The organism is Saccharopolyspora halophila, assembly GCF_039531955.1.
GTDB lineage: Bacteria > Actinomycetota > Actinomycetes > Mycobacteriales > Pseudonocardiaceae > Saccharopolyspora > Saccharopolyspora halophila.
The window spans coordinates 251,281-276,189 of the sequence record NZ_BAAARA010000010.1; the positions used below are offsets into that span (position 1 = coordinate 251,281).

The 24,909-nt window shown below is 70.9% G+C and carries 26 protein-coding genes; 6 read left to right on the forward strand and 20 right to left on the reverse strand.

Annotated elements, in window-relative coordinates:
* Positions 1-59 precede the first annotated feature (59 nt).
* From benC to ABD289_RS16865, 3 genes are read left to right on the forward strand one after another with little or no spacing between them, the layout of a single operon-like run.
* Positions 60-1,079: a benzoate 1,2-dioxygenase electron transfer component BenC gene (gene benC, locus ABD289_RS16855; protein WP_344133150.1), complete on the forward strand. Its 1,020-nt coding sequence runs from the start codon at positions 60-62 to the stop codon at positions 1,077-1,079.
* Positions 1,076-1,852: a 1,6-dihydroxycyclohexa-2,4-diene-1-carboxylate dehydrogenase gene (locus ABD289_RS16860; protein ID WP_344133153.1), complete on the forward strand. Its 777-nt coding sequence runs from the start codon at positions 1,076-1,078 to the stop codon at positions 1,850-1,852. Before benC ends, ABD289_RS16860 begins: the two co-directional genes overlap by 4 nt.
* Positions 1,853-1,880: 28 nt before the next feature.
* Complete coding sequence (locus tag ABD289_RS16865; RefSeq protein ID WP_344133157.1) at positions 1,881-4,508, forward strand: helix-turn-helix transcriptional regulator; 2,628 nt, start codon at positions 1,881-1,883, stop codon at positions 4,506-4,508.
* A gap of 33 nt (positions 4,509-4,541) precedes the next feature.
* Here ABD289_RS16865 and ABD289_RS16870 read toward each other — a convergent pair whose 3' ends face one another.
* The 10 genes from ABD289_RS16870 to ABD289_RS16915 form a co-directional block, all read right to left on the reverse strand.
* Positions 4,542-5,393, reverse strand: a complete 852-nt coding sequence (locus tag ABD289_RS16870) for a class III extradiol dioxygenase subunit beta (RefSeq protein WP_344133160.1) — start codon at positions 5,391-5,393, stop codon at positions 4,542-4,544.
* Between the two features lie 127 nt (positions 5,394-5,520).
* Entirely contained in the window at positions 5,521-5,871 is a 351-nt protein-coding gene (gene ligA, locus ABD289_RS16875) for a protocatechuate 4,5-dioxygenase subunit alpha (protein ID WP_344133163.1), read from the reverse strand.
* Positions 5,868-6,146, reverse strand: a complete 279-nt coding sequence (locus tag ABD289_RS16880; RefSeq protein WP_344133167.1) for a muconolactone Delta-isomerase — start codon at positions 6,144-6,146, stop codon at positions 5,868-5,870. Before ABD289_RS16880 ends, ligA begins: the two co-directional genes overlap by 4 nt.
* A gap of 13 nt (positions 6,147-6,159) precedes the next feature.
* Positions 6,160-6,867 (reverse strand): alpha/beta hydrolase, encoded by a 708-nt coding sequence (locus ABD289_RS16885; RefSeq protein WP_344133170.1) that lies wholly within the window; start codon positions 6,865-6,867, stop codon positions 6,160-6,162.
* Positions 6,864-7,565 (reverse strand): 4-carboxy-4-hydroxy-2-oxoadipate aldolase/oxaloacetate decarboxylase, encoded by a 702-nt coding sequence (locus ABD289_RS16890; protein ID WP_425564705.1) that lies wholly within the window; start codon positions 7,563-7,565, stop codon positions 6,864-6,866. Before ABD289_RS16890 ends, ABD289_RS16885 begins: the two co-directional genes overlap by 4 nt.
* Positions 7,559-7,723 (reverse strand): hypothetical protein, encoded by a 165-nt coding sequence (locus ABD289_RS16895; protein WP_344133174.1) that lies wholly within the window; start codon positions 7,721-7,723, stop codon positions 7,559-7,561. The genes ABD289_RS16890 and ABD289_RS16895 overlap by 7 nt, the downstream gene beginning before the upstream one ends.
* A 219-nt stretch (positions 7,724-7,942) precedes the next feature.
* Entirely contained in the window at positions 7,943-8,620 is a 678-nt protein-coding gene (locus ABD289_RS16900) for a response regulator (RefSeq protein WP_344133177.1), read from the reverse strand.
* 25 nt (positions 8,621-8,645) lie between these two features.
* Positions 8,646-10,148 (reverse strand): histidine kinase, encoded by a 1,503-nt coding sequence (locus ABD289_RS16905; protein ID WP_344133180.1) that lies wholly within the window; start codon positions 10,146-10,148, stop codon positions 8,646-8,648.
* Between the two features lie 94 nt (positions 10,149-10,242).
* The gene (locus ABD289_RS16910) at positions 10,243-11,559 is read right to left on the reverse strand and encodes an MFS transporter (RefSeq protein WP_344133183.1); all 1,317 of its coding nucleotides are present in this window, start codon (positions 11,557-11,559) and stop codon (positions 10,243-10,245) included.
* A gap of 356 nt (positions 11,560-11,915) precedes the next feature.
* Positions 11,916-12,563: a TetR/AcrR family transcriptional regulator gene (locus ABD289_RS16915; protein ID WP_344133186.1), complete on the reverse strand. Its 648-nt coding sequence runs from the start codon at positions 12,561-12,563 to the stop codon at positions 11,916-11,918.
* Between the two features lie 115 nt (positions 12,564-12,678).
* On the opposite strand from ABD289_RS16915, the gene ABD289_RS16920 reads away from it, so the two are divergent.
* The 3 genes from ABD289_RS16920 to ABD289_RS16930 all read left to right on the forward strand — a co-directional run bounded on the left by ABD289_RS16920 (position 12,679) and on the right by ABD289_RS16930 (position 15,402).
* Positions 12,679-13,230 (forward strand): NAD(P)H-dependent oxidoreductase, encoded by a 552-nt coding sequence (locus tag ABD289_RS16920; RefSeq protein ID WP_344133189.1) that lies wholly within the window; start codon positions 12,679-12,681, stop codon positions 13,228-13,230.
* A gap of 165 nt (positions 13,231-13,395) precedes the next feature.
* A complete protein-coding gene (locus tag ABD289_RS16925; RefSeq protein WP_344133192.1) occupies positions 13,396-14,631 on the forward strand; it encodes a D-arabinono-1,4-lactone oxidase in 1,236 nt (411 codons plus the stop codon).
* Positions 14,632-15,402: an IclR family transcriptional regulator gene (locus ABD289_RS16930; protein ID WP_344133195.1), complete on the forward strand. Its 771-nt coding sequence runs from the start codon at positions 14,632-14,634 to the stop codon at positions 15,400-15,402.
* A 20-nt stretch (positions 15,403-15,422) separates the two neighbouring features.
* Here the strand turns inward: ABD289_RS16930 and ABD289_RS16935 are convergent, their stop codons facing one another.
* From ABD289_RS16935 to ABD289_RS16980, 10 genes are all read right to left on the reverse strand, one after another.
* Positions 15,423-16,217 carry an SDR family NAD(P)-dependent oxidoreductase gene (locus ABD289_RS16935; protein WP_344133198.1) on the reverse strand — a complete coding sequence of 265 codons (795 nt, stop codon included), beginning with the start codon at positions 16,215-16,217 and terminating at the stop codon, positions 15,423-15,425.
* Positions 16,218-16,354: 137 nt separating this feature from the next.
* A complete protein-coding gene (locus ABD289_RS16940; protein WP_344133201.1) occupies positions 16,355-17,284 on the reverse strand; it encodes an SDR family NAD(P)-dependent oxidoreductase in 930 nt (309 codons plus the stop codon).
* Positions 17,285-17,337: 53 nt separating this feature from the next.
* Positions 17,338-17,580, reverse strand: a complete 243-nt coding sequence (locus ABD289_RS16945; protein ID WP_344133204.1) for a hypothetical protein — start codon at positions 17,578-17,580, stop codon at positions 17,338-17,340.
* Positions 17,577-18,659: a hypothetical protein gene (locus ABD289_RS16950; RefSeq protein ID WP_344133207.1), complete on the reverse strand. Its 1,083-nt coding sequence runs from the start codon at positions 18,657-18,659 to the stop codon at positions 17,577-17,579. The genes ABD289_RS16945 and ABD289_RS16950 overlap by 4 nt, the downstream gene beginning before the upstream one ends.
* Entirely contained in the window at positions 18,656-19,210 is a 555-nt protein-coding gene (locus ABD289_RS16955) for a UGSC family (seleno)protein (protein ID WP_344133210.1), read from the reverse strand. The genes ABD289_RS16950 and ABD289_RS16955 overlap by 4 nt, the downstream gene beginning before the upstream one ends.
* 123 nt (positions 19,211-19,333) lie before the next feature.
* Positions 19,334-20,368, reverse strand: coding sequence for an ABC transporter ATP-binding protein (locus tag ABD289_RS16960; protein ID WP_344133213.1), 1,035 nt, complete (start codon positions 20,366-20,368; stop codon positions 19,334-19,336).
* Complete coding sequence (locus tag ABD289_RS16965; protein WP_344133216.1) at positions 20,365-21,414, reverse strand: ABC transporter ATP-binding protein; 1,050 nt, start codon at positions 21,412-21,414, stop codon at positions 20,365-20,367. The genes ABD289_RS16960 and ABD289_RS16965 overlap by 4 nt, the downstream gene beginning before the upstream one ends.
* Complete coding sequence (locus ABD289_RS16970) at positions 21,411-22,274, reverse strand: ABC transporter permease (RefSeq protein WP_344133219.1); 864 nt, start codon at positions 22,272-22,274, stop codon at positions 21,411-21,413. The genes ABD289_RS16965 and ABD289_RS16970 overlap by 4 nt, the downstream gene beginning before the upstream one ends.
* Positions 22,261-23,277, reverse strand: a complete 1,017-nt coding sequence (locus ABD289_RS16975) for an ABC transporter permease (RefSeq protein ID WP_344133222.1) — start codon at positions 23,275-23,277, stop codon at positions 22,261-22,263. Before ABD289_RS16975 ends, ABD289_RS16970 begins: the two co-directional genes overlap by 14 nt.
* Positions 23,274-24,893: an ABC transporter substrate-binding protein gene (locus ABD289_RS16980; protein ID WP_344133226.1), complete on the reverse strand. Its 1,620-nt coding sequence runs from the start codon at positions 24,891-24,893 to the stop codon at positions 23,274-23,276. The genes ABD289_RS16975 and ABD289_RS16980 overlap by 4 nt, the downstream gene beginning before the upstream one ends.
* Between the last annotated feature and the right edge of the window lie 16 nt (positions 24,894-24,909).

Sequence of the window (24,909 nt, forward strand, 5' to 3'; positions counted from 1 at the left end):
TTCGGGACCCGCCGCGGTCGCACCGCCGGCGCTCGAGGACGATTCACGAGGAGCGCGACATGAGCTATCAAGTGGCGTTGAGCTTCGAAGACGGTGTCACCCGCTTCATCGAGTGCGATCCGCACGAGACGGTCGCGGAGGCGTCCTACCGGCAGCGCATCAACATCCCGCTGGACTGCCGGGACGGTGCCTGCGGCACCTGCAAGTCGATGTGCGTCTCCGGCCGGTACGACGGCGGGGACTACATCGAGGACGCGCTCTCCGACGACGAGGCCGCGGCCGGTTACGCGCTGCCCTGCCAGATGGTGCCGGAGAGCGATCTGGTCCTGGAGATCCAGGCCACCTCCGCGTCCGCCAAGACCGGCGCGGAAGCGCACGCGGGATGCATCACCGAGATCCGGCGGCTGTCCGAATCCGCAGTGGCATTCTCGGTCGAGCTCGACGACCGGGACCGGCTGGCGTTCCTGCCCGGGCAGTACGTCAACGTCCGGGTGCCGGGAACCGAGCTGACCCGGTCCTACTCGTTCAGCTCCGGCCCCTCGGAGAAGACCGTGTCCTTCCTGGTGCGCATCACGCGGGGCGGCGCGATGTCGACCTACCTCTCCGAACGCGCCGAGGTCGGCGACCGGCTGGAGCTCACCGGACCGCTGGGCGGGTTCTTCCTGCGCGAGCTGCTGCGTCCCGCGCTGCTGCTGGCGGGCGGCACCGGGCTGGCTCCGCTGCAGTCGATGCTGGAGCGGTTCCGGGAATCCGCGCCCGCCCACCCGGTGCACCTGATCTACGGCGTCACCACCGACACCGACCTGGTCGAGCTGGACTGGCTGCGGTCGTGCGCGGAGACGATCCCCGGGTTCACCTTCGAGCACTGCGTGGCCGACGAGAACAGCAGCGCACCCAACAAGGGCTACGTGACCGGGCTGTTCACCCCGGAGGTGCTGCACGGCGGCGACGTGGACGTCTACCTGTGCGGACCACCGCCGATGGTCGACGCGGTGCGCGGGCACCTGCGGGACACCGGAGTCGCCCCGGCGAACTTCTACACCGAGAAGTTCACCGTCGCCGCGGAGGTGGGCCGATGAACCGCTTCGCCGGACAGGTCGTCGTGGTCACCGGCACCGCGCAGGGCATCGGGCGGGCGACGGCCGAGCGCATGTTCGCCGAAGGCGCCGAAGTCGTGCTGGTGGACCGCAGCGAGGTGGTGCACGAAGTCGCGGGCGGGCTGCTCGCCGGCGGCCGCAAGGCGCACGGGTTGATCGCCGACCTCGAGGAGTACACCGGGGCCATCGAGGTGATGTCCGAAGCGCACGGCCTGCACGGCGGGATCGACGTCCTGGTCAACACCGTCGGCGGCACGATCTGGGCCAAGCCCTACGAGCACTACCCGCCGGAGCAGATCGAGGCCGAGGTCCGCCGGTCGTTGTTCCCGACGCTGTGGTCCTGCCGCGCCGTGCTGCCCTACCTGATCGCGCAGGGGCGCGGCACCATCGTCAACGTTTCCTCGGTGGCCACCCGCGGGATCAACCGGGTGCCGTACGCCGCCGCCAAGGGCGGGGTCAACGCGATCACCACCGCGCTGGCGATGGAGGCCGCCGAGCACGGCATCCGGGTGGTGGCCACCGCTCCGGGCGGTACCGAAGCACCACCGCGGCGCATCGCCCGCGGCCCCGCGCCCGAAGGTGACCAGGAGCGCGCCTGGTACCAGCAGATCGTCGACCAGACGGTGGATTCCACGCTGCTGGGCCGCTACGGAACCGTCGACGAGCAGGCGGCGGCGATCGCGTTCCTGGCCTCCCCGGAGGCCTCGTACATCACCGGGTCGGTGCTGCCGGTCGCCGGTGGCGATCTCGGGTGAGGCCCGCTCGCGCGGTTACGGTGGGCTGGTGAGCTGGCACGACGTCGAGCTGGTCGGCAGGCGGGCCGAACTCGCCGAGCTGGAGCGGTCGCTGCGGGACCGCCCCGGTTTCGTGGTCGTCGAGGGCGAGGCGGGCATCGGCAAGTCCGCGCTGGTCGCTCACTTCCTCAGCCGGAACCCGCAGGACCGGGTGGCCCGAGCGGTCGGCCTGGCGTGGGAGCGCGACGCGGCGGGCCGGGTGCTCGACCGCCTGGTCCCGGGCGCAGGGGTGCCGGAGCTGGTCGAGTGGTGCGGGGCGGGCCCGTCGCTGATCGTGGTCGAAGACGCCGAGGCGGCCGATCTCGAGTCGCTGCGGGTCCTGCTGTCGGCCCATCATCGTCTCACCGACGAGCAGGCGCTGTTCCTGCTGGTGGCCCGCACCGGCGCGCTGCCCGCAGCACTGCGCGGCGAGCACGTGGTGCGGGTCGGCCCGCTGGCAGCCGAGGAGGTGCGGATGTTGGCGGTCCTGCACGCCGGAGTGGAGCTCAGCGCGCCCGTGGCCCACGACCTCGCCGCCCACACCGGAGGAAATCCGCGCCACATCCGCGACCTGCTCGACGAACTACCTCCGGAGAGCTGGCAGGGCTGGCAGCCCGCGCTGCCCGCGCCCCGTCCGGTGCGCGAGGAGGTCGGCGAGCTCCTGCGCGACTGCTCGCCGACGACGCAGGAGTTCGTCTCCGCCGCGGCGGTGCTGGGCCGGACCGTGGACATCGCGGCCGCGGCCGAGCTCGCGGGCACGCAGCAACCGATCATCGCGGTCGACGAGGCCTGCGCTCGTGTCCTGCTGGAAACGGTTGCCGGGCACGGACTGCGCGTGGTGCGGTTCCCGGACCCGCTGGTGCACGCGGCGATCTACCACGCCATCCCGCCCCGGCGGCGGCACGACCTGCACCTCGCCGCGGCGCGTTCGAGCACCGCCGAGGAGGACCGGCTGCAACACCTGGTGGCCGCGGCACCGGCACCGGATCCGGACCTGGCCGCCCGCCTCGACGACTTCGCGGTGCGCCAATCGGCCCTCGGCGCGTGGTCGGCGGCAGGCGACGCGCTGATCAACGCCAGCAGGCTCAGCCCGGTGCGCGCCGACCGCGAGAACCGCTTGGTGCGCGGCGTCGACGCGCTGGTCGGTGCGGGCGAGCTGGGTCGCGCCAGCTCCTACTCGGCCCAGCTGGAGAGCTTGGCCTCGACCCCGCTGCGGGACGCCGTGCTCGGCTACCTCGCCATCCAGCGCGGCCGGGCCGCCGAGGCGGAGCTGCTGCTCACCCGCGCCTGGCAGGCGTGCCGGCCCGACCGGGAACCGGAGACCGCCGCGCTGATCTGCCAGCGGCGCGTGCTGCACTCGCTGAGTCGCTGGCACGGCCCGGACCTCACCGCCTGGGGGCGCAAGGCGGTCGGCCTCGCCGACCCGGCGGACCCGGCCGTGGTGGAAACCGAGGCGATCATGGGGCTCGGCCTGGCCGCCGACGGCAAGATCGACGAGGCCCGGGCGACCTACCGCGAAGTGGTCGCCAAGATCAGCCGCGGCGCGCAGCACCAGCGCGCGCAGCTGGGCAAGGGCTGGCTCGACCTGGCCCTGGACGAACCGCAGACCGCGCGCCGCGAACTGGAGATCGCGGTGCCCACCCAGTACCGGATGGGCGCGCTGCGCATCTCGTTGTGGGCGCAGGCATGGCTGGCGCGCGCGGACTTCGCGCTCGGCGCGTGGGACGAAGCGCTGCAGACCGTCAGCCGCGCCGCCGCGCAGCTGGCCGAGACCGAGCTGGAGCTGGTCCGGCCGCTGGTGCACTGGACCGGCGCGCAGATCCACGCGCTGCGCGGCTCCTTCGACGCGGCCGAGAAGCACCTGCGGCTGGCGACCGCCTCCACGCACGACTACGAGATCATGCTCATCCCGGCGTGCCTGGCTCGGGCAAGCTGCGCCGAGGCCCAGTCGGACTACGGGGGCGTGCTGCGCGCGCTCGAGCCGGTGGTGCGCCTGTGGCCCCGTCGCGGTGTCGACGAGCCCGGTTTCTGGCCCTGGCCCGATGTCTACGCCAACGCGCTGGTGATGACCAACCGCGTGACCGAGGCCGACGAGTTCCTCCGCCCGCACGAGGAGCTGGTCGCCGCGCGCGGCCATCGTTCCGCGGCAGCGCGGCTGGGCTACGTGCGCGGCCGGATCCTGGCCGCGCGCGGCGACCTCGAGGCCGCCGCGGACGTCTTCGAGGGCGCGCTGGAACGGTTGAAACCGCTGCCGCTGCCCTACGAGCGGGCGCGGGTGAACTTCGCCTACGGCCAGTCCTTGCGGCGCGCGGGCAAGCGCCGGGACGCCGACGCGGTGCTGCAGACCTCGCGCGAGGGCTGGGCGGCACTCGGGGCGAACACGTACGTGACCCGGTGCGACCGCGAGCTCAAAGCCGGTGGCCTGCACCCCAGGCGGGAGGGCGCGGAGCTGTCCGAGCTGACACCGCAGGAGCAGTCGGTGGCGAAGCTGGTGGCGCAGGGCCTGACCAACAAGCAGGTGGCCGTCGAGCTGTTCGTGTCGGTCAAGACCGTGCAGTTCCACCTGACCCGGATCTACGCCAAGCTGGGCATCCGCTCGCGCAGCGAGCTCGCCGCGCGCTATCACGGCACGAGCTGAAACCCGCTGCGGTCCGCCCCGCGCGACGAGGGCTCAGGCGTGCGCCCGGTTGTCGAACAGGGCCAGGCCGGCGGCGGTGTTGGAGGCGGGCACGTGGTAGGTCTCGTGCACCCGGTGGATCCGTTCGTCCATCGCGCCGCGCATGATCAGCCACATCACCAGCTCGAACCCCTCGGAGCCCGCCTGCCGCACGTACTCCTCGCGGCTGAGGCCGGCCAGGTGCTCCGGATCCGTCTCGATCTTGTCCAGGAACATCCGGTCGAACTCGGCGTTGATGAACCCGGCGCGCGCCCCGGCGAGCTGGTGCGACATCCCGCCGGTGCCGAAGATCGCGATCGTGCTGTCGCCGGGGAAGCCGCGCAGCGCCGCGCCGATGGAGCGGCCGAGCCGGTAGCAGCGCGCGGCGGTGGGCTGCGGGTACTGGATCACGTTGACCAGCAGTGGGACCACCGCGCAGGGCCACCGGTCCCCCGGCTCCGGGCAGTACACCGACAGCGGGACGGTGCAGCCGTGATCGACGTCGAGCTGCTGGAGCGATGTCATGTCGAACCCGTCGTCGACTAGGTTCTCCAGCAGGTGCAGCGACAGCTCCGGCGCGCCGACGACGTCGGGCACCGGCCGCTTGCCGAATCCCTCGTCGGCGACCTCGTAGCGATCGGCCGTGCCGATGGCGAAGGTCGGTACCACGTCGATGTCCAGCGCGTTGGCGTGGTCGTTGTAGATCACCAGCGCCACGTCCGGAGTGCGCTCGGCCATCCACTCGCGGGCCGGCCGGTATCCCTCGAACAGCGGCTTCCAGTACGGATCCTCGGTCTTGCCGCCGTCCATCGCCGCTCCGATGGACGGCACGTGCGAGGTGGCCAGACCCCAAATCACCTCGGCCATGCGTTCCTCCCTGCAGAACTGGTACCGCGAGCGCCGCCGCGAGCCGGACCCGCCGTCTCGGCGATCCGCGGCTTCGTGGGAGCGGCTCCGCCCGGCAGCGCCACGCGAACCCGCACCGCGAGAACTCCTAGGTGCGCCCGCCTGCGCGCATCATCGCGACGAATTCGGCCTCGGTCATACCGGTGAACTCGCCGCCGAGGTACTGCATGGATCTGCCGTCGACCAGGGCGAGCTTGAACACGTAGAAAATGCTGCCGCCGAGGTCGAGCATCCGCTGCCAGTCGCGGTCGACGACGGCGGCGCGCTGCTCGTCGCTGAGTCCGAATTCGGCGCAGTAGGCCGCCTCATCGGCCAGGAACCGCTCCCGGTTGGCCGGCGACCGGAAGCTCATCAGCATCTTGTTCAACCGGTAGCCGCGGTGGCTGTCCCGGGTGTCGAAGACGTAGGTGCCGGGCACGTCGAAGCGCTCCGCGCTCATCCCGCCTCCTGCGGATGCGTGGCCAGCGGTTCCACGGTGATGTCCAGCCACGGTGCCATCGGCAGCGACATCAGCGCCTCGTGCAACCGCGCCGGGTCGGCGGCCTCGTACAGGCCGACGGTCGCGTTCCGGCCGGGCACCCGCCAGAGCCTCTTGAGGACGCCCTCGGCTCGCAGCTCCGCGGCGCGAGCGCGCTCGCCCGCCTTGAGCTCGGCGCGCTCGTCCTCCGGGGTCTCCGGGGGCAGCCGGTTCTCCATCCGAACCAGGAACTCCACGTGCGTGCCCTCCTCAGTCGCCTGCGATGGCCAGCAGCGCGTCGGCCAGTTCACGCGGCGCGGTGACCATCGCCTCGTGCCCGGTCTTGAGCTCGTGCACCGGCCAGCCGCGAGCGTGCGCGCGTGCGGCGTGGGCGCGGAAGACCCGCATCCACTCCACGCACTCGACGAACTCGGCGGGCACGTCGTGCTCGCGCCCGGTCAGGCGCAGCGCGTCGGTGTAGGTCTTCCACGGGTGCGGGGTGAGCTTGGGCGTCAGCCAGTCGATGTCCTCGGCGCGGCTCACGCCGAGCACCGACAACGAGCGGGGCGGCACCAGCCAGCCGAAGCCGTCCACGTCGGCGGATTCGGCCCAGTGGTGGTGCACCTTCTCCGGCAGCAGGTCGACGGCCGCTTCGCCGTCCCCGCCGACGAAGGCGTCGAGGTAGACCCGCCGCGCGATCGCCTCCGGGCGCTCGGAGGCCACCGAGGTGACCAGCTGCCCGGCGTAGCTGTGCCCGACCAGGACCACCTCGCGCAGTCCCAGCGTGTCGATGTGCCGAACGATGTCCTCGGTGTGCGCCTCCAGCCCGATCTGCGGCGAGAGCAGGTGGGATCGCTCGGAAAGCCCGGTGAGAGTGGGCGCGTGCGCTTCGTGTCCCTCCGCGCGCAACAGCGGGGCCACCCGATCCCAGCACCAGCCGCCGTGCCAGGCCCCGTGCACCAGGACGAAGGTGCTCATCGGCCCTCCCCGGATTCGTCCACATAGGTCACACCGAGGCGCTCCAGCTGCTCGCGCATCCCGTAGAGGTCCAGGCCGAGCGTCCCGGTTCGGAACTTCTCCCGCTTGGCCTGCTCGTTGGCCTCGCGTTCCACGGCCGCGGCCGCGACCTCGGGTGCTTGGTCGCACGGCACGCACAGCACGCCGTCGTCATCGCCGACGATCACGTCGCCGGGCCGGACGGGAAGCCCGGCGACCACCACCGGTACGTTCACCGATCCCGGGGTGGCCTTGACGGTGCCCTGCGCGCTGACCGCTTTCGACCACGCGGGAAAGTCCATCGCGGTCAGTTCGGCCACGTCGCGCACGCCCGCGTCGATCACCAGGCCGCGCACGTCTCTGGCCGCCAGCTGGCGGGCGAACAGCTCGCCGAACATCCCGTCCGTCGACGGCGAGGTCGTGGCGACCACGAGAACGTCGCCCGGGCCGCACTGCTCGATCGAGGCGTGGATCATCAGGTTGTCGCCCGGCTGGCTCAGCACGGTCACCGCGCGGCCCGCGACGCGCGCGCCCGGGTAGATCGGGCGCAGCACCGGCTGCGCGAGCCCGCGTCGCCCCATCGCCTCGTGCGCGGTGGCCACGCCGAGGCGTTCGAGGTCGCCGACCGCCTTCGGATCCGGTTGCCTGCTGGTTCGGACGATCACGTTGCGGTTCACCAAAGCTGGACCCCCGCGGTCGGGAAGTTGCGTTCGTGGGCCTGCGGTCGGGTGCGGGACTTCGGCGCGTCGTCGCGCACCGACCGCGCCCCGCGGCGGGGCCCGAGCTCGGTGCGGCGGCGATGCGCGCTGATCACCGGTACCGGCGGTGCTTCCGACATGCTGGTTGGTTCTCCAATGCGCCCGCGTCGCTTCCGGTTCGGGAAGCGCCTGCACACGAACCTATGGATCACCCGCACGCGGAGAATCGGTCCGTTGTCGGTTCGGGGACCGCCACGACGACCGGTCGCGGTTACGTCATCCGTCCCTTGCGCGCGACCGGCCCGACGCCGCCCCGGCGCACACCGGTCGCGCGCGCCGCGACGGCGTCCGCAGGACGGTCAACCGGGTGAGACGACCAGGCCTTCGCGAATGGCCAGCAGCGCGGCCTGCGTCCGGGAGGACAGCTGCAGCTTGCCGAGCAGGTTCGACACGTGGGTGCGGGCGGTGCGCTCGCTGATCACCAGGTGCTCGGCGATCTCCCGATTGCACAGCCCTTGCGCGACGAGCACGAGGATCTCGCGCTCCCGCAACGTCAGCGAGGTGATCCCGGCCTGCGGCGCGGCCATCCGCTTGGCCAGCAACCGCGCCACCGCGGAGTCCAGGTGCACCTCACCGGTGGCGGCCGCGCGAATGGCGGTGGCCACCTCGTCGGGTTCGGCGTCCTTGAGGACGTAGCCCGCCGCCCCCGCCGACAACGCCGCGTGCACGCGTTCGGCCTCGCCGAAGCTGGTCAGCACCACGATCTTGACCTCGGGATAGGAGCCGACGATGGCCTTGGTCGCCGCGATGCCGTCCAAGCGGGGCATCTGCAGATCCATCAGCACGACCTGCGGCAACCGCGCCCCGGTGACGCGCCACTGCTTGAGCCGGTCCAGGGCGTCCTGGCCGTCGGCGGCCTCCCCGATCAGCTCCAGCTGCGGTTCGGCGTCCAGGAAGGCCCGCAGGCCGCGGCGCACGAGGGCGTGGTCGTCGACGACGAGCACCCCGACGGTATCTGTCGTGATCGCTTCAGCCATGCTGCGTTCACCCCTCTTGTTCGAGTCATGCGCCGGTGTTGGCCGGCAGCGTCACCTCCACCAGCCAGCCGCCACCGGGCCGGGGGCCCGCGGTGAGCCCACCGCGCCAGCGTTCGGCGCGTTCGCGCATCGACACCAGGCCCAGGTTCGAACCGCCGTGCTCCGGTGCGGATCCGCCGGATCCGTCGTCGACGATGCGCACCGTGACACCGCCGTCGACCGACGGGCGCAGCTCGATGCCCGCGCGGTCGGCGTCGGCGTGCTTGACGATGTTGTGCAGAGCTTCCTGCACGATCCGGTAGAGGTCTTCCAGCACCTCGATGCCCAGGTCGAGCTCGAGTTCATCGGCGATCTGCACGTCGATGACCAGGTCGCTGCGCGCTTGCAGACCCGCGGCGTGCGAGCGAATCGCCTCCGGCAGACCGTGATCGGCCAGCTCCAGGGGGTGCAGTTCGAAGACGAGTCCGCGCAGATCGGTCAGGGCGTTGCGGGCCAGCCCGACGAGTTCTTCGACGTCGTCGCGCGCGGAACCGGCCCGCCCCTCGGCGCGCGGCAGCCGGGAGCGCAGCGCGCGGGCCTGCATCCCCATCGAGAACAGCTGCTGCACCACGGAATCGTGCAGGTCGCGGGCTAGCTTTCGCCGCTCCTGCATCTGCGCCCGGGAACGGGTCTGCGCCAGCAGCGAAGCGGTCTCGATGGCCACCGCGGCGTGGTCGGCGATGGCCGACAGGAAGGCCAGCGAACCGGGCCCCGGATCGTCGCCGGGCACGTAGTAGGCGTTGATGACGCCGAGCACCCGGCCGCGCACGATCAGCGGCATGGAGACGAAGCTGTCCCAGTCCGGCTCGCCCATGATGCGGTGCAGGGGTTGCCACCTCGGGTCCCGCATGATCACGCGCTTGCGGTGCGGCACCACGACCGGTCGGCAGGTCTCCAGCGCTTCGGTGAACCGGACGTCGGCGCCCAGCTTGCGGCATTCGCTGAGCCGGTCGGTGAATCCGGTGGTGTCACCGAATCCCGCCATCCCGACCACGCGGAGCTCGTCGCGCGGGTGCTCGATGGTCAGGATCTGCACCGCGGCGATGTTGGCGGTCATCCACACCTCGCGCGCCATCGCGTCCAGCGTCGCGCGCAGCGAGCCGGAAGCCGCGACGCTAGCGGCCGCGCGGGTGATCGCCGAGAGCCGTTCCTGCTCGCGCAGGTGCTCGGTGACATCGGCGAACCACACCGCCGAACCACCGTCCGGCAGCTCGCCGACGCGGTACTCCAGCCGCTGCCAGCGACCGTCGCCGCCCTGCCACTCGGTCTGGCGCCGCACGTCCGAGCCCGCGGCCGGCGGCGGGTCGACGAACGGCGCGGTCAGGCCGAGCAGCTCGTCGACGTCGAAACCGAGGATGCGGCTGCCCGCCGGGTTGAGCTCCACGAAGCGGCCCTGCGGGTCCAGCACCGCGAGACCGTCGGCCGAGACGTCGACCAAGGCGCGTACCACCGAGGAATCCACCCCGGTGGTGCCCGCCCGCGGTCGCATGCGGCCTCCTCGCTGTGCCCCACCTCGAATCTAAGACCCCACGACGGTGCGAAGGCAACCAGCCATCCGGCGGATGACGGGCGATTCGGCCGAGTCACTCGGCGGCGGTCTCCGGAGCCGGCCGCGGCAGCCGACCGCGTCCGCTCCGGCTTTGCACGCCCAGCACGGTGACCAGGCTGACCGCGCACAGCGCCATCAGGTACAGCGCCAGCACGTGGGACGAGCCGTACGTCGCGTACAGCGCGGTGGCCACGATCGGAGTGAGCGCGCCGCCGATCATGCCGCCCATCTGGTAGGCGATGGATATGCCGCTGTAGCGGAACTGAACGTCGAAGAGCTCGGTGAACAGCCCGCCCTGCGATCCGGACATGATGCCCTGCACGATCGCGGCGACGAAGAACGCCAGACCCGCCGCGGCCGCGTTCGCCGTATCGACCAGGGCGAACATCGGGAACGGCCACACCACGGCGGTCATCGCCCCGAGAATGTAGATGTTCTTGGCGCCGTAGCGGTCCGCGGCGACGGCGGCCAGCACGATGGTCAGGATCCAGACCAGGGTGGACAGCAGGATCAGCGTCAGCAGGGTGGACCGCTCGAACCCGACGGCCTGGGTGCCGTAGGTGAGCATGTAGACGATCACCATGTAACCGGTCGCGGGTGGCGCGATCGACGCGAGGCTGCCCAGGATCAGATTGCGCGGCTCGCGGCGCACCAGCTGACCGAGAGGCAGCTTGCTGACCTGGTTCTCGTTCTTCAGCTCGGCGAACTGCCGGGAGTCCTCGAGCCGGGCGCGCACCAGGATGCCGACGACGATGAGCACGATGCTGAGCAGGAACGGAATCCGCCATCCCCAGGCCATGAAGCTCTCGTCGGGCATTCCCGAGACCAGCAGGAAGGCCAGGTTCGAGGTGAGCACCCCGACCGGCACGCCGAACTGGGCGAAGCTCCCGTAGAACGCGCGACGTTGGGAATCGGCGTGTTCGGTGGCGATGAGCACAGCGCCGCCCCACTCACCGCCGACGGCCAGTCCCTGCAGCAGCCGCAGTCCGATCAGCAGCAGCGGAGCGCCCAGGCCGATCGCCGCGTAGGTGGGCAGCAGGCCGATCAGGAAGGTCGCCCCACCGGTGATCACGAGCGTGATCACCAGCATCGACTTCCGGCCGATGCGGTCGCCGAAGTGACCGAACAGCGCGGCGCCGAGCGGACGGGCGATGAACCCGACGGCGAACGTGCCGAACGCCGCGATGGTGCCGGCCGCCGACGAGAACTGGGGGTAGAACAGGGTCCCGAACACCAGCGCCGCAGCGGTGCCGAAGATGTAGTAGTCGTACCATTCGATGGACGTGCCGACGAGGCTGGCGGCGAGGATCGTGCGTCTCGACGGGCCTTCGGTGGTCTCGGTTTCTTGCACGGCTGCGCACTCCTTCGGACGCGAGGGCCGGGCTGGCTCGCTGCCATCCAAGTGGTTGAACGTCCGCGGCACGCGAGTCCCCGGCCCCATTCGAGGTCCGTCGCACGACTCGCCGCGGATACGTCAAATGTCCCTTGCGCGACAGCGCCGCGACCTCCGGAAGCCCGGTCGGCGTGTCCCGTTCCCGGCCAAGCGGGCGATGTTGCGCGCTTGGCCCGGCGGAACCGACGTGGAACCGGGCGCTTCCGGCGGCGATCCAGGCGGAACCGGCGGAAATCCCCGGGAAGGTGCGCGAATCCGATGCGTCGCGGGCGCGGACGCACCAGCGCAATGCCGAGCTGGTCGTCCGGCGAGAACTACCAGGTGGGCAGCAGCAACCGCCGCACCTGATCGTGCCAGCCGCGCTCCAACCGTTCGAGCGGCATCTCGCGCCGCACCGTCAGGTGGTGCACCAGCGGGGTGTCGAGACGCGCCAGGAGGCACTCGGCGGCCAGCTCGACATCGGTGTCCACGCCGATCTCGCGCAGCAGCATGACCAGGTGCTGCAGCCGCAACCGTCGCGCGCCCACGACGAACCGGCGCTCCACTGGCCCCTCGGCGGCGAGGTAGAGGTCGAAGCGGGACGTCTCGTGGCGCAGCACCGCCGGGCCGAACGCCAGCAGTCGCTCCGCCGCGGGCGCACCGGGCCCCAGCGGCGGCGGACCGGACAGGAATGCCTCCTGCAGGTACTTCTCCTCGTGGTCGAGCAGCGCGACCAGCAGGCCGTTGCGGTCGCCGAACCGGCGGAACACGGTTCCCTTGCCCACCTGGGCGGCCGCCGCCACCGCGTCCATCGTCAGGTTGCTCGCACCGCACTCCGCCACCAGCCGGGATGCGGCTTCCAACAGCTTCGCCCGGTTGCGGGCGGCGTCAGCGCGCGGGGCTCGCGCCTCCTCGACGGAGGTGAGCGCGACCGGGATCGGGCCACCCCGTTCGCCGCCGGTATCCGAGATGCCACCACTCATGCCCCCAGCGTAACGCGTCCCACCCCGCCTGGACTCCGGTCCGCTTGCCTGGTAAAAAACTAACCGGACCACGGTCCGAATAATCTTCCCGCGCACATCCACCAGGAGTCATCGAATGTCCGTCAAGATCCTCGCGCTCGTCGGCAGCCTGCGTTCCGGCTCGCACAACCGTCAGCTCGCCGAGGCAGCCCGCGAGAACGCACCCGCCGACGTCGAGATCGAGATCTTCGAAGGGCTCGGCGACGTGCCCTTCTACAACGAGGACGTGGACGGCGAGGGCTCCGCCCCGGAGGCGGCGGCCCGGCTGCGCGCGGCCACCGCGCAGGCCGACGCGCTGCTGCTGCTGTCGCCGGAGTACAACGGAACCATGTCCGCGGTGCTCAACAACGCGATCGACTGGCTGTCCCGCCCGTTCGGCGCGGGCGTGATCAGCGACAAGCCCACCGCGGTCATCGGCACCGCGTTCGGCCAGTACGGCGGCGTGTGGGCGCAGGACGAGGCCCGCAAGTCCGCAGGTGTCGCCGGAGCCCGGATCATCGAGGACGTCAAGCTCAGCATCCCGGGCTCGATGACCCGCTTCGCCGAGCTGCACCCCGCCGATGACGCCGAGGTCGTCGAGCAGGTCACCGAGGTGCTGGGCAAGCTCGCCGCCAACATCGACGGCTGAGCCGCGCACGTCGAAGCACGCCGCGAGCGGCGCACCGGATCCCGGAGGTGCCGCTCGCGGCGAATCCCCGCGCGAAGTGCGTGCCCAGTGATGACGCGCGGTGCGGTGCCCGCACGAGGCGGATGGAGCGACACCCGGCCGCGTTCGACGGGCTACGGTGTTTCGGTGGTCAACAGTGGTACTAACTGGGCGAAGAACCTCACCTACCGCGCGCAGCGGCTGCACCGGCCGCGCTCGGTGCCGGAGGTGCAGGAACTGGTCGTGCGCGCCGAGCGGGTGAAGGCCCTGGGCTCGCGGCACTGCTTCAACGACATCGCGGACACCACGGCCGAACACGTCAGCCTGGAGGACCTCCCGGCCGAGGTGAGCATCGGCGACGGCGTGGTCTGGCTTCCCGGTGGCATGCGCTACGGCGACCTGGCCTCCTGGCTGGCCGAGCGCGGCTACGCGCTGCACAACATGGCCTCGCTGCCGCACATCACGGTCGTCGGTGCGACCGCCACCGGAACGCACGGTTCCGGCGTCGGCAACGGGACCTTGAGCTCGGCGGTAGCCGGGATCGAATTCGTGCGCGCCGACGGCGAGCTGGTGCGCTTGCACCCGCAGGACCCGGACTTCGCGGGCGCCGTGGTGCACCTGGGAGCGCTCGGGCTGGTGACCCGCATCGGCCTCCGGGTCCAGCCGACCTTCCAAGTGGCCACCACCGTCTACCGCGGGCTGGACCTCGACGGGCTGCTGGACAACTACTCCGCGATCGCCGCATCCGCCTACAGCCTCAGCGTGTTCACCGACTGGCGCGAGGACGTCCAGATCTGGGCGAAGTCCCGCGTCGGCGACCCGGTGACCACCGATTTCTTCGGTGCGCAGCCCGCCGGGGAGCGCACCCACATGCTGGCGGGCCAGCCGATCGACAACCTCACCGAGCAACTGGGCGTGCCGGGCTCGTGGCACGAACGACTGCCGCACTTCCGGCCGGACTTCACCCCGAGCAACGGCGACGAGCTGCAATCCGAGTACTTCGTCGCCGCCGAGCACGCCCACCGGGCGCTGGCTGCCCTGCGACCGCTCGGCGAGAAGATGGCCGGCCTGCTGCTGACCAACGAGATCCGCACCATCGCCGCCGACGACCTCTGGCTCGGCCCCACCCAGGGCGCCGACACCGTGGCGTTCCACTTCACCTGGGTTCCGAAGCAGGAGGAGGTCGAAGCACTGCTCCGGGAGATCGAAGCGGCGCTGCGGCCCTTCGGCGGCAGGCCGCACTGGGGAAAGGTGTTCACCACCGAGCGCGAAGAACTCCGGCGGGTGTACCCGCGGCTGGACGATTTCACCGAGCTGGTGCGGCGTTTCGATCCGGACGGCAAGTTCGGCAACGACTTCACGGCGCGTGTCCTCGGCACCTGAGTGACACGCCACGGCAGGCAGAGCGGCTCGACCGGTCCGGTGGTGCGCCGGGCCCTGCACCTGCTGGACGCTTTCGGCCCGCAGCGACCTTCGATGACGCTGAGCGAGCTCGCCAGGCACGCGGACCTTCCGCTGTCCACAGTGCACCGGATGCTGCGCGAGCTCGTCGCGTGGGGCGCGCTGGAGCGCGACGAGGACGGCGCCTACCGGGTCGGGCTGCGCATCTGGGAGCTCGGTTCCCTCGCGCCGCGCGGACCAGGTCTGCGCGAACGCGCGCTGCCGCTGATGGAGGACCTCTCCCAGGTCACCCGGGAGAACGTGCAGCTGGCCGTCCGGGAGGGGACCGAGGTCGTCTTCGTCGAGCGGATCGCGGGCACCGGGGCGGTCCCGGTGCGCACCCGGGTCGGTGGGCGATTCGCGATGACCTCGACCGGCGTGGGCCTGGTGCTGCTGGCGCACGCGCCGACCGACGTGCAGGAAGAGGTGCTCGGCGGCCACATCCCGGAGTTCACCGAGCGGACCGTCATCGATCCCGAGGAGCTGCGCCGGATGCTGGCGCACGTGCGCACCAGCGGATTCTCCATCAGCGACCGGCAGGTGACCACCGACGCGCTGTCGGTCGGCGCGCCGGTGCACGACCAGCGCGGCCAGGTGATCGCGGCGCTGTCGCTGGTCGTGCGGCACGGCAGCGCTTCACCGCATTCGCTGAGCCCGCTGGTGCGCACCAGCGCCCGGGCTATCTCCCGGGCGCTGGACGGCACCGGCCCGTGAGGTCGCCGGTGGTCTCCGGGTCAGGGCAGGATCGCGTCGACGTAACCACCGTCGACGCGCGCGGCGGCACCCGTGGTGGCCGAGGCCAGCGGCGAGGCGAGGTAGACCACCATGTTCGCGATCTCCTCGGGCTCGATCAGCCGCTCCAGCAGCGACTGCGGGCGGTGCTCGCGCATGAACTTCCGCTGCGCCTCGTCCCACGGCAGGTCGGTGCCGACCATGTCGGTGACGAACTGCTCGACTCCGCCGGTGTGCGTGGGCCCGGCGATCACCGAGTTCACCGTCACGCCGGTGCCCGAAGCCTCCTTGGCGAAACCGCGGGAGGCGGCCAGCAGCGCGGTCTTGGACATCCCGTAGTGGATCATCTCGGCGGGGATGACCACCGCCGAGTCGCTGGCGATGTACTGCACCCGGCCCCAGCCGCGACGCATCATGCCGGGCAGGTAGGCGCGGGTGAGGCGCACCGCGGACAGGACGTTGACCTCGAAGTAGCGGCGCCAGTCCTCGTCGCTGATCTCCATCGCCGGTTGCGGCCCGAAGATCCCGAGGTTGTTCACCAGCACGTCCACTTCGGGCAGCGCGGCCACGAGCCGCTCGGTCCCGGCCTCGTCGGTGACATCGCCGACCGCGGACACCAGCTCGGCTTCCGGGACTTCACCGCGCACCTGCGCGATGGCGGAGTCGACGCGTTCGGCAGTGCGCCCGTTGATGGCCACCCGCGCCCCCGCGCGCGCCAGCCCGACGGCGATGGCCAGGCCGATCCCCTGCGTCGAGCCGGTGACCAGTGCCGTCCGTCCACTCAGATCCAACTTCATACCACCAGGGTAGGCAACCCCCGCTCACCCCGCCGACCACCCACGCGCGAACCCCGAATTCCAGGGAATTCGGGGGTGCGTTTTCGAGGGTTTTTGCGGAGGTTGGAACTATCGGGGTCTGGCGGATGCGTTCGGGTTTACAGGGTTTGGTCCAGTTCTCCGGTGACGTCCAGGGGGATCAGGGGTGGCGGTCCGGCCAGTTCGTAGGGGGCGGCCGGCGCGTAGGCGAAGTTCTTCGCCCGGGCACCGCCGTCGACGACCAGGTCCTGCCCGGTGATCAGGCGGGCCTGGTCGGAGCACAACCAAGCCACCGAGTGACCGATGTCGGTGGGGGTTCCGGTCGTTCCCATCGGCACCATCGGAGCGCGCTCACCGGACCAGCGGGAAGGCCGCCGCCACGGTTCATCGCCGGTCTCGCCACCGATCCCGTTGGCGCGCGGGCGCTCCAGCACTCCCCCGGGCCCGCGTTCGGCTATCAGCGCCGGGTTGTCCGGGGTCGGAGCGGTGGGGGTGAAGCTGTTCACCCGGATCCCGTACGGCGCGAGGTCCATCGCGGCGGCGCGCACGAAGTTGTTCACCCCGCCCTTGTGGAAGGCGTACGCGATGACGCCCGCGGTGCCGGACCAGCCGTTCGACGACGAGATCGCCACGATCGACCCGCGGATGCCGCGTTCGGCCATGTGCCTTCCGACGTGCTTGGTGTTGAGGAAGTTCCCGAGCCCGGCGACCTCCACGGCGCGGCGGAAGAACTCGGTGTTCTCATCGAGCACGCCCTTGCCGCCGAGCATCGCGGCGTTGTTGATCAGCACGTCGATCCGGCCGTAGCGATCGATGACCTGCTGGATGTAGTCGCGGACCTGCTCCTCGTCGGCCACATCGCCGGCGAGCGCGATGGCCTCGCCGCCGTTGCGGGCGACGCGCTCGGCCGCGGCCTCGGCCGCTTCGGCGTCGAGATCGACGCAGGCCACCTTCGCACCGTAGCGCGCCAGCGCCAGCGCGATGCCGCTGCCGATGTTCGGCCCCGCCCCGGTGACCAGCGCGACCTTTCCTTCCAGTGAGACCTCCACGATGACTCCCCACGAAGCTGTTGCGGAACCCGAGTGCGGTTGCACCGGCCGGGCTACGGCGACGACTCCTGCTCCTCCCCCGGGTAGATCAGTTCGATGCGTTCGGACGGGACGCCGAGCGCGCTCTGCAGCACGCCCCGCATCAGCGGTTTGGGCACCAGGCAGTCCTCGCAGGCCGCCGGTCCCGCGGTGATGCTGACTTTCACCGCGTCCCCGTCGCGGGCTACGTCGAGCGAGTAGTCGTCGGCCGCCAGGGTGTTGCGCAACTGGTTCAACTCGGATTCGTCGGTGCTCACCGCACACCTCCGGGATCGGGCTTCGCGGGCATCGAACTGCTCCGCAGGATCGGGTGCGTCGTTCGCGACCAGCCGCCGAAACCGAAGGGACGCACCACCATCGACATCGCGGCGTTGCGAGCACCGGCGACCACGATCGGGATCTGCGCCGGGTCCGGGAGCAACCGCAACCCATTCTCATCCACATTGGACGCGTCGGAGTCGTCCAGCGATTTGCCCGCCCGCCGCAGGTCCTCGTGACCGCGCACGGCGTGCGCGGACAGCCAGCGCTGCACCTCGGACTTGCCGAACCCGGCCTCGGCGAGCTGCTGAGCGTGTTCGACGCAGAGCACCAACCCCGCCGAGGAGAAAGGCCCGATGGCGGCACCGGTGCGCATCACCGTGTCGCAGATGTCCCACAGGACCTCCTCGGCGTCCCGGGTGTGCCGGTTGTCCACGAACTCGCAGGTGCGCAGCAGCATCGCCGAGATCGCGTCGGTGCCCGGCCGGGCCCCGAGCTCGACCGACAGCGGATCCCAGGGACTCTCCTCCTCGTTCTCCCCGACGCACAGGCTCCACCGCCCGGGAATCCCCTGGGTGGCCTGCTCGAGCTCGCCCGGGCGGATGCCGAGGACGTTGCGCACGATCAGCCCCACGGCGCGGGCTATGGTCGCGTTCGCGCGGTACCCCGGACCGAGAACGCCCGCGCCGCAGTTGATGCCGAGTTCCGCGCGGATCGGGCCGTTGACGATCAGCCAGGGTGCCGGACCGCTGGTGGACTGCCAGCCCCCGCCCGTGACGATGCGCTGGTTCATCAGCGCGTCCCACGCCGCGAGCACCACCGGGAAGTACTCGGGCCGGCAACCGGCCATCCCCGCGTTCACCGCGGCCTGCTCGACCGTGCAGCGGGTTCCCAGGTGAGCGGCCTCGGCGATGATCTCCTCGCCCGCTCGCGGCGTGGTGGCCAGGAACTCGGTGACCATGTCGGCGGTGACCGGAACGATCGGCAACCCGTCGGTCCAGCCCTGGGCGTAGGCGTGTTCGATGGCTCCGCGCGCGTAGTCCAGCCGTTCGGCATCGCGCTCGGCCGCCCCGGTCACGCTACCGCCGTAGCGCTCGGACGATCCGTGAGCGCTCCCACCACACCCGGCAGCAGCAGCTTCGCCCGCTCGGTGAGCTCGGCTGGCGTCAGCGGCGCCACCGGGTGCGGAGTGGTCAGGTACCGATACCCCGCCTCGCCCTTGAGCGCGGCCATCGCGTCGGCGCTGAGCGTGAAGGCCTCGCTGCAGATGACCGCAGCGGGTACCCCGGCGGCTTCCAGCGCGATGCCGTCGGCCACCGCCGAGGCGCTGCACGATCCGCAGTCCCCGACGCCGACGAGCACCACGTCGCAGCTCTCGGCCAGGTCGGCGAGCACGTGATCCGGGGCTTGCTCGGCGATGCCGGGTTTGCGGTGCCGCCGCACCGGGGCGGTGCCCTGCCGTTCGGCCAGGAGACCGGCGATCGCGTCGAGCAGCTCGGCCGCGTTGCGCTTGGTGTTGGCAAGCAGGCCGATCCGCCGTTGGCCGAGCCCGGCGGGGCGCGGAGCGCGAGTTCCGGCACCACCGCGGCGCGCGGCCGGGAACGTGGGATCGATCATCGCCTCGAACATCGGGACTCCCTCGAGTCGTACCGCGCGCCGAGATGGGAACCACCGGCCCCGGTAGCGGCCTCGACGCCGGTGGTTCGTTCCAAGTTACGAGCACCAGTTCCGGCGCGCGACGCGGCTTTCGCGTCACGAAACCTCGCTTCGGAGCGGGAAATGACAGGCCGCGAACTGGCCAGGGGCGTGCTCGCGCATAACCGGTCGCTGCTCGGCGCAACGGGTTTCGGCCCGCGGGCAGCGGGTGCGGAACCGGCAGCCACTGGGCGGGTCCAGCGGCGACGGCGGCTCCCCGCTCAGCGGCGCGGCGCGGCCGCCGGCCCGTCCCGCGCCCGGGGAAACACCCGGGATCGCGGCCAGCAGCGCCGAGGTGTACGGGTGCAGCGGTCGGCGGTAGAGCTCCTCGGCCGGGCCCATCTCGGCCAGCTCTCCGAGGTGCATCACCGCCACCCGATCGCTGACCTGCTTGACGAGCGCGAGGTCGTGCGAGATGAACAGGTAGGACAACCCGAGCTCGCGACGGAGCCGCTCGAAGAGATTGAGCACCTGCGCTTGGACCAGCACGTCCAGCGACGACACCGCTTCGTCGCAGATCACCAGCGCCGGGTGGAGCGCGATGGCGCGCGCGATCGCCACCCGCTGGCACTGCCCGCCGGACAGCTCCCCCGGCCTGCGCGTCCGGTAGGTGTCCGGGTTGAGCCCGACGAGCTCGAGCAGTTCGTTGACCCGCTCGCGGCGGGTCTGCGCGCCCTTGACGCCGTAGCCGATGAGCGGTTCCTCGACCAGTTCGGCGATCTTCCACCGCGGGTTGAGCGAGCCGAACGGGTCCTGGAAGACCAGCTGCATCTCCCTGCGCGCCTCGACGAGCTCGCGCCTGCGCAGCTTCATCAGATCGGTTCCCCGGAAGACGACCTCGCCGGACTTCGGGCGGGGCGCCTGCAGGATCGACCTGGCCAGCGTGGACTTTCCGGAGCCCGTCTCGCCGACGACACCGAGCGTCTCACCGCCTCGGATGTCCAACGAGACATCCGAAACTGCCTGCACGACACCGCTCTTGATTCCACCCGCACCGCGCGAGGTGAACTCCTGGACCACGTTGCGCACGCGCAGCAGCGGCTCACCGGTGTCCGCCCGCTCGTCCTGCGCGCGCTCGGCTGCGGCGGTCATGCGGCGCCCTCCTCGTCGGTGACCGGATGCCAACAGGCCCACCAGTGCCCGGGTTCGTGCTCGGCGAACGGTGGTGCCTGCGCGCACTCGTCCGTTGCGGCCGGGCAGCGCGGCCGGAACGCGCAACCGTCCGGCAGCGAACCGAGGTCCGGGGGCTGGCCGGGGATCACCGGCAGCAGCGCGTGCGCTTCCCGGTCCAGCACCGGGACCGCGCCGAGCAGCGCCCGCGTGTAGGGCATCCGGACGTGCTCGAACAGGGTCGAGGTGGGCGCGTACTCCACCGCGCGCCCGGCGTACATCACGATCACGTCCTCGGCGTAGCTCGCGGCGAGTCCGAGGTCGTGGCTGATCAGCACCACAGCCATGTTCAACCGCCGCTGCAGGTCCAGCAGCAGTTCCATGATCTGGGCCTGGGTGGTGACGTCCAGCGACGTGGTGGCCTCGTCGGCGATGAGCAGCCGCGGGTTCGCGGCCAGCGCGATCGCGATCATCACGCGTTGCCGCATACCGCCGGAGAGCTGGTGCGGGTACTCGTGGAAGCGGCGTTCCGGCGCCGCCAGCCGCACCAGGCGCAGCAGTTCCAGAGCGTCCTGCCCCGCCTGGTCCTTGGACACCTGGGCGTGCGCGCGGATGGCCTCGGTGATCTGGGCGCCGATGCGCATGGTCGGGTTCAGCGACCGCGCAGGATCCTGGAACACCATCGCGATGTCGGCGCCGCGCCGGCCGCGCATCTCGCGTTCGGACAGGCCCAGCAGCTCCACACCGTCGAAGCGGGCCGATCCGGACAGCTCGGCGGTCGGCGGCAGCAGGCCCATCAAGGTCCGGGCGCTGACGCTCTTGCCGGAACCGGATTCTCCGACGATGGCCAGCATCCGGCCGGGCCACAACCGGTAGGTCAGCCCGTTGACGGCGTGCACCCGCCTGCCGTGCGCGGTGAAGCGCACCCGCAGGTCGTCGACCTCCAGCAGCGGCGCACCGGTGTCCGTCGCACCGAGGTGCAGCTCATCCGGCTCGGGTTCGGTGGTGATTGCGCGATCGGGGCTCATCGGCCGCTCCAGCGGGATCGCAGGGACTCCCCGAGCAGGTTGAAGGCCAGCACCGTCACGAACAGCGCGACGCACGGCCACACCACCAGCATCGGGGTGGCGGACAGGCTCTGCTGGCCCTGGGCGATCATGTTGCCCCAGCTCGGAGCCGGCATCGGGATTCCCAGGCCGAGGAAGCTCAGCGCCCCCTCGATGACGATGATGATGCCCATGCCCAGCATGGCGAAGGTGATCAGCTGCGGCAGGACGTTCGGCGCCAAGTGCCGCAGCAGGATTCGCCCGCTCGACGTGCCGCACAGTTCGGCCGCGGCCATGAACGGCTGCTCGCGCAACCGCAACGTCGCCGCGCGCGAGATGCGGGCAAACGCGGGAACGCTGAAGAAGGTCAGCGCCAGGATCGTGTTGGTCCGGCTCGGACCGAGGCTCTGCGCCACGGCCAGCACCAGCACCAGCGACGGGAACGCGATCAGCACGTCGAGCACCCGCATGATCACGGTGTCGGCGATGCCCCCGAGGTGCCCGGACAGCGCACCGAGCGCGCCGCCGATCACGAGCCCGAGGCCGTTGACGGCCAGCGTGATGATCAGCGAGGAACGTCCGCCGTGCAGGATGCGGGACAGGATGTCGTTTCCGTTCGGATCGGTGCCCAGCGGGTGACCGGCCGAGAACGACGGCAGGTACGACTCGAGCACGCTTCCCCCGGTCGGTGCCGGAATGGGCAGCACCAGCGGGCCCAGGAAGCAGGCCGCGCCGATCATCGCGATCGCGACCGCGGGCAGCGTGATCTGCAGGTCGCGGGTCCGGGACCGCGCCGGTGGCCCGGTGGTCGGCGCGCCCGATGCGGATTCAACGACTGCCATAGCGGATCCTCGGGTCCAAGACGGCGTAGAGCAGGTCGGCGAGCAGGTTCGCGGCCACCGTGACGACGGCGAACAGCACGACGCAGGCCTGCACCACCATGTAGTCGCGGGTGTTGATCGCCTGCAGCAGCAGTTGGCCCAGTCCCGGCAGCGCGAAGATCTGCTCGATGATCACCGTGGAGCCGATCAAGGTGCCCAGGTTCAGGCCGACGACGGTGATCAGCCCGAACGCCGAGTTGCGGAAGGCGTGCAGCAACAGCACCCGCCACGGCCCGATGCCCTTCGCCCGGGCCGTGGTGATGTAGTCCTCGCCCTGCAGCTGGTCGACGAGATCGCCGCGCAGGAACCGGGTGTACATGCAGAACAGCGGAGCGGCGATGCCCAGCGCGGGCAGCACCAGCGAATGCAGGTTCCGCACCGGGTTCTCGGAGAACGGGACGAAACCGATCGCCGGGAAGATCGTCAGGTTCACCGCGAACACGAGCACCAGCAGCATGGCCAGCACGTAGTTGGCCACCGACAGCCCGGTGATGCTGACCAGCATGCTCAGCCGGTCGAACCAGCCGTTGGGCTTGAACGCCGCCAGCAGCGCCACCGGAACGGCGGCGCCGAGCGATATGACGAACGCCAGCAGCACCAGCTGACCGCTGACCGCGAGGTGCGAGCCGATCATCTGGGTTACCTGCTGACCGCTGACCACCGAGGTGCCCAGATCACCGGTCAGCGCCCCGCCGAGCCAGTCCAGGTAGCGCAGCGGGGCGGGCTTGTCCAGCCCGAGCTCCTGCTCCAGCGCGCGGATCTGCGCCTGACTGGCGTCGGCGCCGAGCAGCTGCTGGGCCGCGCCGCCCGGGATGAGGTTGAGCACCCAAAACGCGAGGACGCTCACCCCGAGCAGGATCGGGATCGCCAGCAGAACTCGCTTGCCGATCAGCCGCAGGCTCGGCGAACCGGCCAGCCGGGCGAGCCCGGATTCCCGAGAACGCCGCGCGAGGCCGGCCGTCACTGCTCGGCCTTCCACACCCGGTCCCACAGCACTCCGCTGTTGACCAGCATCGGCGGGATCTCGGTGGTCAATCCGGGACCGTGGACGCCCTCGGTGGCCAGGTTCGCCGGAGCGAACGCCAGCCCGAACGGTGCGTAGCGGTGCTCGGCGATGTGCTCGCCCGCCCGGTCGTAGAGCCGTTGGCGCTCGGCGTGATCGGTGGTCGCGGCGGCGTCGTTGAGCAACCGGTCGAGTTCGGGGTCGTGCACTCCGGAGAACGGCGAGGTCGAGTTGAACCGGAATCCCACGCCCACGCCCGCGGCCGGGTCCCACGCGCCCGCGGTCTGCAGCATCGCCTGCCACTTGCCCGCGTTGAACTGCTGCACCAATGTGGACAGTTCGTACTTGTGCACGGTGACCTCGATGCCCGCCTCCTTCCACTGCGTCTGCAGCGCGGTCATCACCTGCTCGGCGACGTAGTTGCCCAGGGTTCCGAGCTCGACCCGCAATCCACCGATCTCCTCGACCAGCTGCCTGGCCCGCTGCGGGTCGTGCTCCGGATATCCCGGCACCTGCTCGCGGTGGAACAACCCGCCGGTGCCGGTGAAGGTCTGGCTGACCGGATACCGGCCGTCGAAGAGGCCTTCGGAGATCGCCTGGAAGTCCGTGGCGCGGTAGATCGCCTCGCGGGCCTTCTCGTCGTCGAACGGCGCCGCGTTGGTGTTGAGCTGGATGGCGTAGGGCGAGGTCGGCGGCTGCGCGGTGACGTTGAGCCGGCCGCTGTTGCGCGCCTGCTCGAGCAGCGGTGTGGTGTTGAGCCCCTCGTAGGCCTGGGCCTGGCCCGCCAGCAGCGCCTGGTAGGCGGGCTGGTCACCACCGATGGACTTGAACGTCAAACCGTCCAGATAGGGCAGATCCGGTTTGAAGTAGTTCGGGTTGCGCTCCAGCACCAGTTCCGAGCTGAGCTGGTTGGACACGACGGTGAACGGGCCCGCCGCGACGGGCTTGATCTTGAAGGCGTCCTCGCCCATCTGCCGCAGAGCCGTCGGCGAACCGATCCAGTTCACGTTGGCGGTCGGGAAACCGTTGATCGCCGCTCCGTAGGGGCGGGTGAAGTGCAGGGTGAAGGTCAGCGGACCGTCCACGGTGATGCCGTTGTCCGCCAACGGCCAGGTGGGGCGGCAGGTGCACGGCGAGTCGAGCGCGCGGTTGATGTTGAACACCACCGCCTCGGCATCCATCGGCGTTCCATCAGTGAACTCGATGCCCTCGCGGATCTTGATCCGCACCTCGCGGCCGCCGTTGAGCAGTTCGTAGCTCTCGGCCTGGTTCGGCACGACCTCGGCGCCCTCGCCGCCATCGGACTTGGCGCGCAGCTGGAACAGTCCACCGTAGATGGCCGACATCTGGGAGATGTTGGCACCGCCGGTGGTGTTGGTGGCCGGGTCGAGTCCGGTGGGCCAGCCACCGGCGAAGCTGGCGTCTTCCAGCACGGTGATCCGCCCGCCGTGCTGCGGAGGCCCGGTGGGGGTCTCGTCCACCGTCGAGCCGCCACCCCCGCAGGCGGTGAGCACCAGCAGGAACGCGAGGACGAGTGATACCGGCTTGCACGACAGCGGTCGCATCCTGCTTCTCACGTGAGCACTCCCGCTT